The sequence below is a fragment of the Streptomyces sp. NPDC001852 genome (assembly GCF_042891825.1).
Lineage (GTDB): Bacteria > Actinomycetota > Actinomycetes > Streptomycetales > Streptomycetaceae > Streptomyces.
This window is the reverse complement of sequence record NZ_JBIATN010000047.1, coordinates 1-15,259: the sequence shown is the minus strand read 5'-3', so window position 1 is coordinate 15,259 and position 15,259 is coordinate 1. Positions and strand designations below refer to the sequence as shown.

14 protein-coding genes are annotated in these 15,259 nt (G+C 69.8%); 3 read left to right on the top strand and 11 right to left on the bottom strand.

All coding sequences use genetic code 11. The annotated features are described in order from the left end of the window. Nucleotides 1-76: 76 nt before the first annotated feature. From ACFYZB_RS43040 to ACFYZB_RS43030, 3 genes are all read right to left on the bottom strand, one after another. On the bottom strand, nt 77-2,248 hold the full coding sequence (locus ACFYZB_RS43040) for a SpoIIE family protein phosphatase (RefSeq protein ID WP_388767332.1): 2,172 nt from the start codon (nt 2,246-2,248) through the stop codon (nt 77-79). A 268-nt stretch (nt 2,249-2,516) separates the two neighbouring features. Next, the gene (locus ACFYZB_RS43035) at nt 2,517-3,677 is read right to left on the bottom strand and encodes an alpha/beta hydrolase family protein (protein WP_388767331.1); all 1,161 of its coding nucleotides are present in this window, start codon (nt 3,675-3,677) and stop codon (nt 2,517-2,519) included. 603 nt (nt 3,678-4,280) lie between these two features. Then, on the bottom strand, nt 4,281-4,760 hold the full coding sequence (locus ACFYZB_RS43030; protein WP_388767330.1) for a GNAT family N-acetyltransferase: 480 nt from the start codon (nt 4,758-4,760) through the stop codon (nt 4,281-4,283). Between the two features lie 343 nt (nt 4,761-5,103). On the opposite strand from ACFYZB_RS43030, the gene ACFYZB_RS43025 reads away from it, so the two are divergent. Next, nucleotides 5,104-5,757 (top strand): class I SAM-dependent methyltransferase, encoded by a 654-nt coding sequence (locus ACFYZB_RS43025; RefSeq protein ID WP_388767329.1) that lies wholly within the window; start codon nt 5,104-5,106, stop codon nt 5,755-5,757. Nucleotides 5,758-5,835: 78 nt separating this feature from the next. On the opposite strand, the gene ACFYZB_RS43020 is transcribed toward ACFYZB_RS43025, so the two are convergent. Together ACFYZB_RS43020 and ACFYZB_RS43015 are read right to left on the bottom strand one after the other, a co-directional pair. After that, nucleotides 5,836-6,030 (bottom strand): hypothetical protein, encoded by a 195-nt coding sequence (locus tag ACFYZB_RS43020; protein WP_388767328.1) that lies wholly within the window; start codon nt 6,028-6,030, stop codon nt 5,836-5,838. Between the two features lie 27 nt (nt 6,031-6,057). Further along, nucleotides 6,058-6,999, bottom strand: a complete 942-nt coding sequence (locus ACFYZB_RS43015; protein ID WP_388767327.1) for an NADP-dependent oxidoreductase — start codon at nt 6,997-6,999, stop codon at nt 6,058-6,060. Between the two features lie 100 nt (nt 7,000-7,099). Here ACFYZB_RS43015 and ACFYZB_RS43010 point away from each other — a divergent pair, with 100 nt between their 5' ends. Then, the gene (locus tag ACFYZB_RS43010; protein WP_388767326.1) at nt 7,100-7,513 is read left to right on the top strand and encodes a winged helix-turn-helix transcriptional regulator; all 414 of its coding nucleotides are present in this window, start codon (nt 7,100-7,102) and stop codon (nt 7,511-7,513) included. Here the strand turns inward: ACFYZB_RS43010 and ACFYZB_RS43005 are convergent. The 6 genes from ACFYZB_RS43005 to ACFYZB_RS42980 form a co-directional block, all read right to left on the bottom strand. Continuing rightward, the gene (locus ACFYZB_RS43005; RefSeq protein ID WP_388767325.1) at nt 7,468-7,680 is read right to left on the bottom strand and encodes a nucleotidyltransferase domain-containing protein; all 213 of its coding nucleotides are present in this window, start codon (nt 7,678-7,680) and stop codon (nt 7,468-7,470) included. The genes ACFYZB_RS43010 and ACFYZB_RS43005 overlap by 46 nt on opposite strands. Before the next feature lie 201 nt (nt 7,681-7,881). After that, on the bottom strand, nt 7,882-9,732 hold the full coding sequence (ggt, locus tag ACFYZB_RS43000; RefSeq protein ID WP_388767324.1) for a gamma-glutamyltransferase: 1,851 nt from the start codon (nt 9,730-9,732) through the stop codon (nt 7,882-7,884). A gap of 566 nt (nt 9,733-10,298) precedes the next feature. Next, complete coding sequence (locus tag ACFYZB_RS42995; protein WP_388767323.1) at nt 10,299-10,970, bottom strand: pyridoxamine 5'-phosphate oxidase family protein; 672 nt, start codon at nt 10,968-10,970, stop codon at nt 10,299-10,301. Then, complete coding sequence (locus ACFYZB_RS42990) at nt 10,967-12,022, bottom strand: FAD-binding oxidoreductase (RefSeq protein ID WP_388767322.1); 1,056 nt, start codon at nt 12,020-12,022, stop codon at nt 10,967-10,969. Before ACFYZB_RS42990 ends, ACFYZB_RS42995 begins: the two co-directional genes overlap by 4 nt. 594 nt (nt 12,023-12,616) lie before the next feature. Next, nucleotides 12,617-12,829 (bottom strand): hypothetical protein, encoded by a 213-nt coding sequence (locus tag ACFYZB_RS42985; protein ID WP_388767321.1) that lies wholly within the window; start codon nt 12,827-12,829, stop codon nt 12,617-12,619. A 20-nt stretch (nt 12,830-12,849) separates the two neighbouring features. Then, nucleotides 12,850-13,461 (bottom strand): TetR/AcrR family transcriptional regulator, encoded by a 612-nt coding sequence (locus tag ACFYZB_RS42980; RefSeq protein WP_388767319.1) that lies wholly within the window; start codon nt 13,459-13,461, stop codon nt 12,850-12,852. Between the two features lie 159 nt (nt 13,462-13,620). On the opposite strand from ACFYZB_RS42980, the gene ACFYZB_RS42975 reads away from it, so the two are divergent. Beyond that, nucleotides 13,621-15,003 (top strand): MFS transporter, encoded by a 1,383-nt coding sequence (locus ACFYZB_RS42975; protein WP_388767318.1) that lies wholly within the window; start codon nt 13,621-13,623, stop codon nt 15,001-15,003. Nucleotides 15,004-15,259: the final 256 nt, after the last annotated feature.

Genomic DNA, 15,259 nt, shown 5'->3' with positions numbered 1-15,259 from the left:
GCCCTGTCGGGTCCGTCCGCTGAACAGCACGCCGAGATCGCTGGAGTGATCGTCTGCAGGCCGCGCCATCGGGACGTCAGACGGCGGTGATCACCAGTGCGGCCTGGTCGTCGAGGGTGGCGTTGCCCGCGAACGCGGTGACCGCAGTGGTGATGGACTCGACGACGGCAGTGGCCGTGGGTGTCGTGGTCCGGACGGCGACGAGCGCGTCGGACAAGCGCTCCTCGCCGAAGAGCTCACCGTCGGCGGAACGGGCCTCGGTGATGCCGTCGGTGACCAGGACGAGGCTGTCGCCGGGGTGCAGGTCGATGTGGCACGGACTGAAGCCGGGATCAGGACCGATGCCCAGCAGCAGGCCCGGCTGCGCGTGTTCCACGACCGTGCCGTCGGCGCGGCGCACGAGCGGCGGTACGTGTCCTGCTCGGATCAGGTCGAGCGTGAGGCGGGACGCGGTGTGCCGCAACTCGCCGTAGACGAGCGAAACGAACTGGTCGTCCTCGGTGGTGTTCGCCGTCAACGCGTCGTTGATGGCGGTGACCACGGCCGCCGGTTCGTCGAGGAGACGGGCGGCGGCGCGTGCGGTGTGGCGGACCATTCCTGTGGTGGTGGCAGCCAGCGCGCCGCGTCCGGAGACATCGCCGATCATCAGGGCCCAGCGGTCGGCGGGCAGCGGGAAGACGTCGTAGAAGTCGCCGCCGACCTCGAGGCCCTCGCCGGCCGGATGGTACGAGGCCGCCAGGGTGGCGCCGGGAATCCTGGGCAACTCGGGAGGCAGCAGGCCTGCCTGAAGATCATGGGAAAGCCGGACACGGTCGGTGAACTGGTGGGCGTTGTCGGCGCTCGAAGCGGCCCGGCGGGCGAGTTCCTGGGCCAGGGCGACCGTGCGTTCGTCCAGGGGCACGTCGGTGGCCAGGAGGGTCAGCGCTCCGAAGGTACGGCCCCTGGTGGTCAGCGGCACGCACACGTACTCCCTGACGCCGAGCTGCGCGCGCGGGCCGCTCGGGTGGGCGGACTCGGTGGCGCCGGAGGCGAGCACCCGGGTGACAGCGGCGTCCACCTCGTCGCACAGGGCGGGGGAGGACAGGAGGTGCTCGTCCTCCGGGCTCGACGCGGCGACGGCGATGCGCTGGATCAGGCCGCGCTCGGACACGTGGACAGCACACAGCGGTGCCAGGGCCGGGACGGTCAGCCGGGCCATGCGCTGGAGGCTGTCCGCGTAGTGGGTCTCGCCGGTGATGGCCGTGCTGGCCTCCAACAGGAAGGCCAGATCCTCCCGGGCGGCCTTCTCTCGTTCCTGGGCGGCGCGGCTCGCCTGCACCGCCGCGTGCCGTTCGATGGCCAGCGCGGCTATGCGGGCGAAGGAGGCACTGAGCGCCAGGTCCTTGTCCGTGGGAGCCTTGGGCGTGCGGTGGTACATCGCGAAGGTGCCCAGCAGCCGGCCGTCCGCGTCCTTGATGGGTGTGGACCAGCACGCCGCGACCCCGGCCCTCAGCGCCAGATCGCGGTAGTCCTTCCACAGGGGATCGGTGGCGATGTCCGTGACGATCACCGGTTCGCGCCGGAAGGCGGTCGTGCCGCAGGAGCCGACACCCTCCGCGATGGGTGCCCCGTCGACCGCCTCGTTGTAGAAGTCGGGCAGACGCGGGCCGGTGCCGTGCCGCAGGCGCTGTCCGTCGGGATCGACGAGCAGGACCGAGACCAGCATGTCCGGGGAGAGCTCCTCGATCGCGGTGGCCATGCCATGGAGGATCTCGTCCAGCGGGGCGTCCCGTGCGATCTGCTCCAGCAGCACGCGCTGCTCGGCGGCCAGGAGATGCGCGTGGTGGTACGCGGTGGTCTCGACCGCGATCACCACGACCCCGTCGATCCTGCCGGCGGCGTCCCGGCGGGGCTCGTAGGTGAAGTCGAAGAACCCTTCGCGCTGCCTGCCCGGCCTGCCCAGCAGAAGACGCCCGTCCCGGGCCCTGTATGCCACGCCGGTCTGGTAGACCGCATCGAGCCGGTCGAGGACGCCCTGCGGAACCAGTTCCGGAATCATCTCTCCGACCGGCTCGCCGAGGCGCCCGCGGTCGCACCCGAGGCTTTCGAAGAATGCCGAGTTCGCCGCTTCCAGCAGGTGCTCCGGGCCACTGAGCGCAGCGAAGATCACCGGGGCCTGCCCGAACAGGTCCGCGTACTCCTCGCTCCGCCGGTCGGCGGAGATCGAGTGGGCCGTCGCCGCACTTGGGGGACGGAAATATAGGGACATGACAGGCCGCTCTCTCCTGTCCCGTCCGCGCTGACCGCGCCGTCCGGATGTCTCCACTCTGACACATGTCTCCGCCGGTACGGACGGGAGCCCGGCCGACCACGGTGACGCAGCAGACCGGGGGCGGCGGCCGTCGTACCCGGAGCCACATGTCGGGGAACCGGCGTGGCAGCCCCTGACCAGCCATGACGTCGGTGTGACGACATCGCCGCGGCCACTGAAAGCGTCACTGAAAGCCCATGAGCGGCTCGCGGCGTGCCCGGCCGGTTCAGCCCTGCCGGCTCGGGGACGGAGTGCAGGGCCCGGGGCTGGTTCCGCCGTGAGCGTGGAGGAAGGCCAGCAGATCGCAGACGGACCGGCCGAGTACCTGTTCGTGGCCCGCACCGGGGTAGGCGCGGTAGACCAACGAGGGGGAGCCCAGGCGCCGCAGATGGGCCACGACCTCGTCGGTCCAGGCAGGCGGCACATCCTCGTCGGCACCGCCCTGGATGACCAGTGTGGGGACGGTGATCGCGGAGCGGTCCGGATCGCCGTAGGCGCCCATCCGCTCGCCCATGCGCCGTAGCTGGTCCCCTTGCAGCGGCAGCATCCGCTCGGTGTCCACCCCCTGGAGCACGGGATCGCTGTGCGTCACGCAGTCGGCGATGACCCGGGAGGCCGTGGCGGCTGCCGAGGGTCCCAGCAGGGAGCGCAGATCCCCCGCAGGACCACCGGGCTCGGTGGCGGACAGGCCGACGAGAGAGTAGAAGGCGAAGGACAGCTCGCTGGGCACATGGGAGGCCTTCACCCCCGCGAGCATTGCCTCCAGGTGGCTGGCCGGCGCGACGGCCACCGCCGCGCCGAGGCGCTGGCCGCCCGTACGGCGCTCGGCGTGGGTGGCGAACAGCGCGGCCTGGCCCCCCTGTGAGTGCCCGACCGCGAACCACACCGGCGCCAGGCCGGGCACCAGCCGGCGTGCCGCGATGACGATGTCGGCCACGGCGTTCCCCTCGTCGGCACCGACCAGATAGGTGTGCGGGCCCGGGGTGCCCAGTCCGGGATAGTCCGAGGCGGTGACCGCGTACCCGGCGCGCAGAAGCGCGCGCAGTTCCTGAGCGAAGACCTCCGAGCCCAGGTTCGCCGACTGCGAGGGTGCGCAGGCGTCGGCCACGCCGGTCGTTCCATGCGCCCAGGACACCACCGGCCAGCCTCCCTGGGGAGCGCTGCCCGACGGCAGCAGTACGGTGCCGCTGACGGCGACGTTCGCGCCGCGTGCGTTGGTGGAGTGGTACAGCACCGTCCAGCGCCGTGCGCCCTCCAGCCGCGCATCGGGGCCGTGGTCCGTAGCCGCGATCAGGGTGCCCGGCTCCGCCGGCGGCAGCGGGTCGGGTATGTGATAGGAGTGGTCCACCCAGGTCACGACGGATGCCAGGTGCCGGTCCCCCGTCACGGGGGGACTCCCGGTACGGTCCGATGGGCGGGAAGCGGGACAGCCGGCCGTTGCCGCGGCGAGCGCGACCGTGACCGCCGCCGTACGCCATCGGGGGCGTCTCGGCCGGCGCTGTCCTGTGTCTGCGCCTGTCCCCAGGAAGCGAATCGGGTTCGGGATCCCCACGGGCGCATGCTCCCTTCCAACAGGCCTGTCGTGTCCCACTTTGACGTCTTCGTGAGTGCCAGGCATGCGGAAGTAGGCCGTCCGGTCCGCCCGCCCGGTCTTCGGATGAACACCGCGCCATTGCGTTCCGCGGAACGGCGCCTCGCCCCCCACAGCGCACTCACTCTGTGGCGTCGAGCGGTTCTGCTGATCAGCAACGGCGGCGCGCTCGGGAAGGGTTGACCTGGTGGCGCAATGCATGGTGGGGGCGAGTGAGCCGCTCGCCGATCACGAGGTCGGCCTGCTGCGCCGTGTGCTCTCGACATGGGGCGGGCCTGCGGAGTGCAGTGATCAACTCGCCGTTGGCGCAGCGACCTCGCCGGATCGGGCGTAGTCAGCCCCTACTACGCAAAAACGACCGACTGCGCGGCACAGCGGCGGCTCGCCAGCCCTCGGCTCCTACGGTCGGGGCTGCGCTGCGTCGAACGGCAGAGCGCGATGGAAGACGACCATGGCCTGGCCGGGGCCGTTGTAGTCGTCGACGGCCTTCGCCTCGAAGCCGAGGCTGCGATGGAATGCGATCGAGCCGGAGTTCCCGAGCGACGTGATCGCCTTCAACCGCTGCGCGCCGTGACGGTGCGCAGCGTCAGCGAACGCCGCGTACAGACGGCGCCCGATACCGCTGCCGCGGGCATCGTCGCGCGTAGCGATCAGGTGTACGTAGCCGGTGCCGGTCGGGGTGACGAATCCGATGACATACCCGTGGATCTGGTCCTCGGCTCGGGCGACCAGGCAGGTCTCGCCGAACTCTTGCACCAGTGCCAGAAGGTGCAGGGACCGAAGGTCTCGTTCTCCCCAGTACCGATGGTGATCAGCAAGAATCTGATGGATGTCGGTCATCTCCGCCGAGGTGATCTGTGCGTGCATGGCAGCGATCATGGCAGACACCGTGCCCTCTTGAGGAGGGTCGCGCCGGGCCCGCCCTTGAGGCAGCAAAAGCCTTACGAATGAGGCGAGTTGCGACGCATGTCTGGGCGAACGACGCGACGGAAACCGGCGGGGCGGCGGCCGAAGCGGGGCTCGAACAGCGCGCGCCAACTCGTGCTCGTCCGGCAGACCGCCTGCTGATCACACGCCGGCCGAACATCCCGTACGCGTCCTGGTCGACGGCCTGAACAAGGCGCGATGGCTCTTGACCTTGCCCGAGGGTGAAGGCCGACAGTGTCTGTGGGGACCAGCCTGGCCGGCTGAACCTGACCGAACCCGGATGAGAGGATCCCGGATGGATGACGGCGCTCTCCTGGCAGAGCAGATGGCCTACTACAGGGCCGGCGCGGACGCATACGACCGTCAGTACGCGGAGTACGAAACCCTGCAGGAGCTGCTGGCTGTCGTCGAGGACCTCCCTGTTGCCGGGGATGTGCTGGAGCTGGCCTGCGGAACGGGCCGGTGGACCCCGAGGCTTGCCGCGCGGGCTCGTTCGGTGACGGCTGTCGACGCGGCAGCCGAAGCGCTGGCCCTCGCTCGTGCGCGCACCGCATCCCCCACGGTCCAGTTCATTCAGGCCGACCTGTTCGAGTGGCAGCCGCCACGACGCTACGACACCGTGTTCTTCGCCTTCTGGCTCTCCCATGTCCCACCGGCGCGGTTGCCCGGCTTCTGGAACACCGTCGCCGCCGCGCTCGCGCCAGGGGGCAAAGCGATCTTCATCGACGACGGTCCCGCCGCAGCCACATACGAGGAAGTCCTCACGAACCAGCCGACTCCGGCGGCGCTGCGCCGACTCGATGACGGCAGCCAGTACCGCATCGTGAAGGTATTCCACGATGCCGAGACCCTCACGGACGACCTCGCGGATCTGGGGTGGTCGGTCCGCATCCGGACCAGGGCCGGGAACTTCATCGGCGTCGCAGAACCACCGACCATCCCTGGCTGAGAGGCCGCACCTGCGGGTGGCGTGGGGAGCCTCTGCCGCTCCGGCACCACCGAACCGGAGCAAGCCGAGGGGGTTGATTCAGACGACGACCTCGGCCACCACGTACGGCTCCGCCATGAAGAGCCGCTGGCGTTCCACCACTTCCCGTCCGACCACGGGATCCACCTGCGGACCACGAATCTGATCGAGCCCACGTTCTCCACGGTCAATCCCCGCACCGAGGTCACCCGGGGGGCCGGCAGCCCCGGCCGCCGCCCTCGCGATGGTGTTCAAGCTCGTCGAGTCCGCCCCAGCTCCCTTTCAGACCGTGATCGCAAGCTTGCCCTGCACGCCGCCGGCAGCCAGCACCTCGTGCGCCTCGGACAACCTCTCCAGCGGAAACACCTGCTGCAGGTACACCCGAAGCCTCCCCGCCTCCACCAGCTCGGTCAGCGCCTCCAGGCCGGCCGCGTCCGGCTCCACGCCCACCGCCGCGAAGCGTACTCCGGACTGCTCCGCCAGCTTGGGCAGGGTGGTGCTGAGCCGCTCAACCGCCGTCACCAGCACGCCGCCCTGCCGCAGCACGCCGAAGGAACGCTCGGCGTTCCCGCCGCCCAGGGTCTCCAACACCACGTCCACCGGTGCGTCCTTGAGTACCTCGGCGTAGTCCTGGGTCCGGTAGTCAACCAGATGGTCCGCACCCAACCCGCGCAGGAAGTCGTGCTTGGCCGCGCTCGCCGTCCCTATCACCTCTGCGCCGAGATGCTTGGCCAGCTGGACCGCAACGTGTCCGAGCCCTCCGCCCGCACCGTGGATCAGCACCCGTTGCCCCGGCCGCAGCTGAGCGATCTCCACCAGTGCATGCCAGGCGGTCAGGCCGACCAGCGGCAGCGCCGCGGCCTCCTCGTGGCTGATCCCTGCGGGTTTGCGAGCCAACTGCCGTGCCGGGGCGACGAGATACTCGGCGTTCGCGCCGGCCGCGGCCGGGAAGTACGGCATCCCGTAGACCTCGTCACCGACCTTGAACCGGTGCACACCCGGATCGACCTGCTCCACCACCCCGGAAACATCCCAGCCCAGGACGAAAGGCGGCTCGCCCAGCAACGGGAAGGCACCGGAACGAACGAACAGCTCCACAGGGTTGACGCTGGTCGCCCTGACCCGGACCAGCACCTGCGTCGGTCCAGGTACCGGCGTGGGCGCGTCGTCGACGAGCTCCAGCACCTCGGGGCCGCCGAAGGTCTTCTGGGTGATCGCGCGCATGGTCATGCACTCCTGTTCGGAAAGCCGTTGGGGATGTCCCCATCCTCGCCAGGGTGGTATCCGTTGAACAGAAGGCACTTCAAAGGTATATAGGTACCTCATGGGTACTACTGACAACCTGCGCTTCTACGGAGGCGCGGATGCCTATCTGGCGGCCTGCCCCTCCCGTCAGATCCTGGACGTACTCGCCAACAAGTGGACCATGCTGGTCATGGGCGCACTGTCCGGCGGCCCGATGCGCTTTGGCGAGCTGCGGCGCCGACTGGACGGCATCACTCAGAAGATGCTCACCCAGACCCTGCGCACCCTGGAACGGGACGGCCTCGTCACCCGCACGGTCTACCCGACCATTCCGCCAAAGGTCGAATACGCGGCCACCGAGCTGGGCGAGAGCGTCACCGCGCTGATGCACGCGATTCGCGCCTGGTCCGAGGAGAACATCAATGCCGTCCTGGACGCCCGCGACACCTACGACGCGCGGGCCGCCCAGGAGGTACAGCCCGTCACACCCTGAACGCTAGGGCGGTCAATCGGCGGGCGGTGAGGAGGTCGGCAACGATACCCGCCGGGTCGTGCAGCACCGGCCTCGTCCGCGGTGAGCAGGGCGACGTCGACGTCGGAGTCCGGTCGCACGGCGTTGCGGGCGCAAGATCCAACCAGGAGCAGGCCGACGATGTCCAACGCGGTCGGAAGATTCCCTGGCTGATCGTCTCGATGGACCTCGAATCTCCTCGCCGAACAGCCGGCACCGACATCGGACGGCCTCTCAGGCCGGTGCCGCGACGGCCACCACCCGCAACGGCAGGGGTCACGATGGGCCAGCCGCAAGCCGACGAACTCGCTGTACGACCTGCAATCCGTCGGCTCACGACTGGTGCGGCTTCAGGAAGTCCGGTGGACCACCATCGCTGATCCGCCGCCGCGCCGTTTCGGCTCGGCCACCGCGGTGACCTTCCCGTGGGCTCCGAACTCCAGCGCGGCGACCGCGCCGATCTCGGGTGAGGGAGTGAAGGCCGGCGGGGCCAGGACGAATTGCTCCCCGAGGGATTCGAGCGCACGGCGCTCGGGCGAGTCGAGGAAGGCCGGTTCGGCTTCGGTCGTGGTGCGGTTGCGCTGCGAGATGCGTGGTGCGGCGACCGCTTCGGGCAGGGTCATGCCGAGGTCGAGGCGGTTGACGAGGGTCTGCAGCACGGTGGTGATGATGGTGGCGCCGCCGGGGGAGCCCACGGCGATCAGCGGCTTGTCGTCGCGCATCACGATCGTCGGTGACATGCTGCTGCGGGGCCGCTTCCCCGGACCGGGCAGGTTCGGGTCGGGCACGCCGGCCTGCAGCGGCGTGAAGTCGAAGTCCGTGAGTTCGTTGTTGAGCAGGAACCCGCGGCCGGGAACGGTGATCGCCGAGCCGCCGGTCTGCTCGATGGTCAGGGTGTAGGAGACGACGTTGCCCCAGCGGTCGGAGGTCACCAGGTGGGTGGTCGACGGGCCCTCGTACGGTTCCTGACTGCCGCTGCCCGGCGTGGTGCAGCCCGCGGGGTTGCGGGGGTCGCCCGGGGCGATGGGGCTGGTCAGTGATGTCGTGGGCCGGATGAGGCAGGCGCGGTCCTTGGCGAACTCCTGGGACAGCAGCTCCTTCGTCGGTACGTCGGAGAACGCCGGGTCGCCCACCCAGCGGTTGCGGTCGGCGAACGCGATCCGGCTTGCCTCCAGGTAGTCGTGCAGTGCCTGCACCGTGTCGGCCGGCGACAGCTGGAGGTTCTCCAGGATGTTCAGGGCCTCACCGACCGTGGTGCCGCCGGAGGAGGACGGTGCCATGGAGTACACGTCCAGGCCGTGGTACGTCGTGTGGGTCGGCTGCCGCAGGAGCGCTCGGTAGCCGGCGAGGTCCGAGCGCTCCATGAGCCCAGGACGGACGTTGCGTGGGGAGCCTTGGGCCACCGGGGGGTTCTGAACGGTGCGCACCACGTCGGCTCCGATGTCACCGTGGTACATGGCGTCGACGCCGGCACGGGCCAGTTCCCGGTAGGTGCGGGCCAGGTCGGGGTTGCGGAAACGAGAACCGACCACGGGCAGTTGACCGTTCGGCAGGAACAGCTGGGCGGTCGGGGTGAAGTCCCGGAAGCGTGCCTCGTTCATCTGGGTCTGGGCGCGGAACTGGTCGTTGACCACGAAGCCGTCGTCCGCGATCCCGGTCGCCGGGCGCAGGGCCTGGGCCAGGGACACGGTGCCCCATGCGTCCAGGGCCTCCTGCCAGGTCGCCGGAGTGCCCGGAACGCCTACGGACAGACCGGAGTTGACGGCTTCGTCGAACGGGATCGCCTTGCCGGTGGCCGGGTCCACGAAGGAGTCGGACCGCATGCGGGCCGGTCCTGTCTCCCGGCCGTCAATGGTGTGGACGGTCCTGGTGCGGGCGTCGTAGTAGACGAAGTAGCCGCCCCCGCCGACGCCTGCCGAGTAGGGCTCGACGACACCGAGTGCGGCGGCGGTGGCGACGGCCGCGTCGACGGCGTTGCCGCCGTGGCGCAGCACGTCGATACCGACTTGCGTGGCATAGGGGTTGACGCTGGAGACAGCGCCTCCGCTGCCGACGGCGACCGCCTGTTTGGCGGGCGGCTGAAGCCCGGGAGACACCTTGCCGGGCGTGGTGGAGGACGAAGCTGCAGCGGTGCGGGGAAGCAGGGGGAGAGTGAGCAACGCAGTTGATGCGGCGGTCACCAGGGTACGGCGGCTGGGCACGGAACCTCCGAATTCGCCCCTCCCGTGAGAGGAGCACCGACTGGGAGGTGGGGGGTGCGCGAAACCCTGGCAAACAGCTGTGGGATGGGCAACCGTGTGGATCAAGGTTTGCGGAAGATCTGAGGTTTCCCGCGGTAAGGGTGGCAGAGGAGAACAGCGGTCCCGGCTTCGGGCCCTCGAGCGCGTCAAAAGGCGGGCCGTCGCCGGGATTCGGCCGCGCCACCCAGCCGTCAGCCGACGGGTTCCGCTGGTGCGTCGGATGCGTAGCCGACGCGTCACGAGGGAAGGGAGAAAGGTCCTGTACCGGGACGGCACGATCCACGACACCATGTCCCGCACGCAGAAATCCCGGGACGCGCTGACTCCGGCCGGTGCGACTCGAACTCTGGGGAGCTCTGCCTGGGCGCCGATGGAGTTCTTACGGCCGGTCTTCCCTCGCATTGCTCAGTGCGCGATCATGCCAGAACTCCGGACCCTGGTCGCCGGCATACGGTGCGACCGCGCAGCCGTACTCCTGGCCGCCGTCAGGGCCCGACCACAACGGCCGGAGTGCCGAGACGGCTGAATCAGGGGCGGAGCCGCAAGCGCTGTCGCCATGAGGTGCGGCCGGTGCCGGCATCGCCCGCGTCGGGGGCCCGGTGAGAAGGGACGGACTCCGTGAAGTAGGCGCTGTCCTTGGGGCGGTTTCGGTCCGTGGTCGGGCGGGGGCGCGGGGCCGGCTCCAGGTGGGGAATGTACTTGGAGCAGTGGACGTAGGCTTCCTCGACGGTGACGTGGACCCACAGGTGGGGTTGGCGACCGGGCGCGGTGTCGGTCGGCACGTGCGGGTACCACGCGCGTAGGTCGTGGTCGGTGTACAGCTGCACCGTGCCATTGACGTGCAGCCCGATGTGATCGCGAGTGAAGTCCATGAACAGCATGCCGAGGTGCGGATTCTCGGTCATGTTGCCCGCACTGGCCAGGACACCGTTGCCCCGGTATTCGGGGTAGGTCAGGGTGCGGTCGTCCAGGGAGACGCAGAATCCCGGCGGCCCGGAGCGGAAGCTGGCGTCGCAGGCTCCTCGGGAGTCGGCGGTCGAGAGGAACACCATGCTCTGCCGGGCTATGAACTCCCGCATGGTGGGCGTCAGGTAGGGGTGTACCTGGCGGTCGTAGAAGTCGGCCGCTCGGTCAGTGGTGCCGAGCTGCTGCTGCAGCAGTCGTTCACCGAAGGAGCCGGTCGTCTCGGGGCCGTTCACAGCTGGTCGGTCTCCTCTTCAGGCGCGGGCGGACCCAGAGGAGCCGTCAGCACAGGGACGTCCCAGGGGCCGTAGTGGGTGTGATGAGGTGGGACACCGTGGCGCGTCAGGGCCTGCACGGCTTCACCGAGCATCTTCGGTGGGCCGCACAGGTACCCTTCGTGCCGGTACCAGGGGCCGAATTCCGCCAGTACTTGGGGTAGCGTGCCCGCCAGTCCCACGATGCGTTCCTGGGAGACCGCGGCCCGGACGCGGAGCCAGTGGTAGCGCTGGGACATGCGCAGCATGTCATCGAGCCCGTACGGTTCGTCCGCCGTTCTGGCGCCGATGAACAGACTGACCTCCCGCGCGTCGCCGATGCCGTCCCGGGCCGCCCGCTCGATCAGGGCGCGTATCGGAGCCAGTCCGGTGCCGCCGGCGACGAAGAGCAGATCCCGTCCGGCGGTCGGACGCGGCACCATATCGCCTTCCGGCGGGCCCAGCCGGACGGGGTCTCCCGAACGGGCTTGGTGGACCAGCGCGCTGCTGACCGTTCCCCCGGGCACCGCACGGACGTGGAAGGTCAGCTGCGAGTTGGGCCGGGGCGGGTGCGCGGGGGAATAGCACCGCCACAGTCTCGGCGCCCAGGGCGTCTCGATGCTCACGTACTGGCCAGCCAGGAAGGGGTACGGCAGCTGTGGCCGGACGGTGATCTCAGCGATTCCGTATCCGAGGTGCACGTGCTCGACGATGTTCGCCTGCCACACGGTCGGCCGGTGACGCGCGTTCTTCTCGGCGGCGCGGACCATCACGTCCGCGGCAGCGGTGTAGGCACGCTGCCACGCCGCCGCCGGCTCCGGGCTCCAGGCCGGCCCCGCGTAATGGGAGCAGTACGCGATGAGGTTGCCGGGATCGTCGACGAGTTCCACGATGCGCAGCAGAGCGCGGTCCAGACGTTCCCGCTGGACGTCGAGTTCGGCCGGGAACAAGTCCCTGACCTGTGGATGGCGCGCGAAGAGGATGTCGTAGAAGTAAGCGGCCGGCTCGGAGACGTGAGGTGCGACAACCTCCACGCCGGCCCGCACCGGCGCGACGTCCTCAGCAGCGACAGGAGGTTGGGCGGCTGCTACCACGGACCGGGATCCGCCCCTCACGATTGATCCCGGGTGCGGTCCGCCGCCGAGGCGACACCGGCATGAAGGCAGAGCCTCTCCTCCAGCCCCGTGGTGCGCGCAAGGCGTGCCGGCTGGATCCGCATCGCCGCGAGACGGAAACGTCCACCCACGCCGCTCGCTCGTCTCCGCGCGGAGAGGGGCGACGACGCCCGGCCCGGACGAGTCACGGAACTCCCTGCGGACCGTCCCCGGCGCCGGGAGACGCCGCTCAGGCCGGGTACGGGTCGTGGACGTCTGCCGCCGGGGACGGTTCCCGGCACGGACTTCACCAAGGTGCGGCCTGGGTGCGACATGCGTGATGCCAGTGCGCCGGCGAGCGCTGTACATGGAACGCACGTACCTTTCTCTCACCACGTCGGCGCGCTCGGCAGGAGCAGGGCGACGTCGTCGTCGGGTGCTGGGCCGAAGGTGCCGAGAGCCCCGCACGTGTGTGCAGGTCCCCGGCCGACAGCCCGGCTGCCTGGGGACGGCAACCGTCGGACGCCCGTCACCCTAGCGTTCGAAGGTGACCGAGATGCCTTCGGGGAGCCCGTTGAACAGGCTCACGGGGTTACCGGGTGGTAGGCGGGGGCAGTCGGCGGTGAGTGTGAACAGCGCCGGCGAAGTGGGCAGCGCGGCGCGGGTCGTGGGGACCGTGGCGCAGAGGTTCCGGCCGTAGATCTGCGCCCGCTGTTCGTCGTGGAAGGACAGGATCCAGCCCGCCACCCTGCTGTCGACCCCATCCCTTAGCTCACATATACGCCTTCCCGGGCCGCCGTGACCGCGGCCGCGGCGGCCCGGTCGGCTGCGGCCTCGTCGAGGGAGTCACCGCTGACCAGGAAGCGGTAGTAGAGGGGGGCGGAAACGGCGCGGATGACTTCGTGGGCGTCCGTGCCCGCGGGGACTTCCCCGCGTTCTGCGGCTTGGTCGACGCATCCGGCCCACTCGTTGATGCGGGTGGCGTAGAAGCGGTGCAACGCCTGCGCGGTGCGCTCGTCGCATGCCGCAGCGGCGATCACCGCCTTGAACACGGCGCCCTGGCGCGGGTCGGTCAGGGTCTGGACCACGAGTCGGGCGTTGGCCTTGAGGTCCTCGTCCAGGGAACCGGTGTCCGTGCGGGGCGAGGACTGCTCGGCCATGTCGAGGAGGAGGTCGGCGATCAGGCCCGCCGTGGTGGACCAGCGCCGGTAGACGGTGGTCTTGCCCACGTCTGCGCGGCGGGCGATGTCGGCGAGGTCGAGCCGGTCGAAGCCGTACTCGGCCAGGGCGTCACCTGCTGCCCGCAGCACGGCTGCCCGTACCCGCGCGGTGCGCCCGCCGGGCCGCACCGTGCCTGGCTCTACACCTTCAGGACACATAACGGGACTCCAGTTCCATTACTCGGCCTTCCCTTGCTACAGTGAGCCCAGTCTAACGGAACTGTAGACCCGTTAAAGCCTTGCCTTCAGGAAGGGCTCCTCATGTCCGCATCCACCCAGACCTCGCATCCGACGGCCCCCACGCGGCCGAAGGTCCGTATGACCAGGCGGCAAAAGCTCATCCTCACACTCCTCCTCGGCTCCCAGTTCATGATCGCCGTGGACTTCTCGATCCTGAACGTCGCTCTGCCTGTCGTCGGCAGGGGACTCGGCTTCTCCCTCGGCCATCTGCAGTGGATCGCCACCTGCTTCGCGCTCGCCGCCGCCGGATTCACCCTCCTGCTCGGCCGCGTCGCCGACCGTGTCGGCCGCAAGCGGCTGTTCCTGGGCGGCATGGCGGTCCTCGGCGCTTCCTCGCTCCTCGGCGGCCTGGCCAGCTCACCTGAAGTCCTGCTCGCAGCAAGGGTGTTGCAGGGCCTGGCCACCGCCGCCGTCACCCCGGCCGGGCTCGCCCTGCTCACCACCGCCTTCAAGGAAGGCCCGCTGCGCGAACGGGCCCTCGGCCTCAATGGCGCGCTGATGTCGGCCGGATTCACCGCCGGTGCGATCCTCGGAGGCCTGCTGACCGACATGCTCTCCTGGCGCTGGGCGTTCTTCATCAACGTCCCCGTCGCCGCACTGGTCGTCGCCCTCGCGCCGTCCGTGATCGCCGACTCGCGACCCGTCGAGCGCCCCAGGCTCGACCTCCCCGGTGCGGTGACCGTCACCGGCGGACTGCTCGCCCTCGTGTACGGACTCACCGAAGCCGGCCAGAGCGGCTGGACCACCCCCGCCACCCTGGCCGCGCTCCTCGCCGGCGCCGCGCTGCTGATCGGATTCTGGTTCGTCGAGAAGCAGGCCGCCGCGCCCCTCGTCCCCGTACGGATCCTCAAGCGCCGCAGCATCATCTGGGGCAACGCCGCCGGCCTGATCGCCTTCGTCACCGAGACCTCGCTGGTCTTCCTGCTCACGCTCTACCTGCAGAAGGTCCTCGGCTACTCCCCGCTCGCCACGGGCCTGGCCTTCGGCGTCCTGGGCCTGGGCACCGTACTCGGCGGTACTCTCGGCGGCCGCACGGTCGGCCGGATCGGCAACCGGGCCACCATCCTGACCGGCGGCATCATCCAGGCCGTCGCGACGCTCACCCTCGTCGTGCTCGGCACATCCGGCAGTTGGATCTGGCTGCTGCTGTCCGCCACCTTCATCGGCGGCGTCGGCAACATGCTGATGATTGTCGGCTTCATGGTCACCGCCACCTCGGGCCTCCCCGATGAGGAACAGGGCCTGGCCACCGGCCTGGCGACCATGACCCAGCAGGTCGGCATCGCCATGGGCATCCCGATCATGAGCGCCGTCGCCACCGCCCGGATGACCGCACTCGGCAACACCGGCCCGACCGGCGTCCTGTCCGGTGTATCCCTTGCGATCCTCGTCAACGCAGCTCTCGTCCTGGCCGGTTCGCTGCTCGCCGCCGCATCGCTGCGTCCCCGCCGCAACCGGTGAGAGAACGCGGCCCCGGTCCCGGGCCGGGGCCGCCCTGTTCCTCTCAGCGAGGGAGCCGCTGTGACTGCCGACGCCTTTGACTCTCATCGATTCCGGCAGGCGGGTCAAAGTGCTTGGCCGGGCTGCCGGTACCCCGTACGTCACCGGTGAAGAGGGCTCTAAGAACTCATCTCATTTGGCTGTCTGGGTAGGCTGTCGGCCGTGGTGGGGATTGTTGAGCGGCTGGTGCCGGACGAGTTGTGGGAGCTGTTCCAGC

Bases quoted from the DNA above. Each gene is read 5' to 3' on its own strand.
- ACFYZB_RS43030 (WP_388767330.1), bottom strand. From the start codon at position 4,760: ATGATCGCTGCCATGCACGCACAGATCACCTCGGCGGAGATGACCGAC.
- ACFYZB_RS43010 (WP_388767326.1), top strand. From the start codon at position 7,100: ATGGGTACTACTGACAACCTGCGCTTCTACGGAGGCGCGGATGCCTAT.
- ACFYZB_RS43015 (WP_388767327.1), bottom strand. From the start codon at position 6,999: ATGCGCGCGATCACCCAGAAGACCTTCGGCGGCCCCGAGGTGCTGGAG.
- ACFYZB_RS43025 (WP_388767329.1), top strand. From the start codon at position 5,104: ATGGATGACGGCGCTCTCCTGGCAGAGCAGATGGCCTACTACAGGGCC.
- ACFYZB_RS42975 (WP_388767318.1), top strand. From the start codon at position 13,621: ATGACCAGGCGGCAAAAGCTCATCCTCACACTCCTCCTCGGCTCCCAG.
- ACFYZB_RS42980 (WP_388767319.1), bottom strand. From the start codon at position 13,461: ATGTGTCCTGAAGGTGTAGAGCCAGGCACGGTGCGGCCCGGCGGGCGC.
- ACFYZB_RS43040 (WP_388767332.1), bottom strand. From the start codon at position 2,248: ATGTCCCTATATTTCCGTCCCCCAAGTGCGGCGACGGCCCACTCGATC.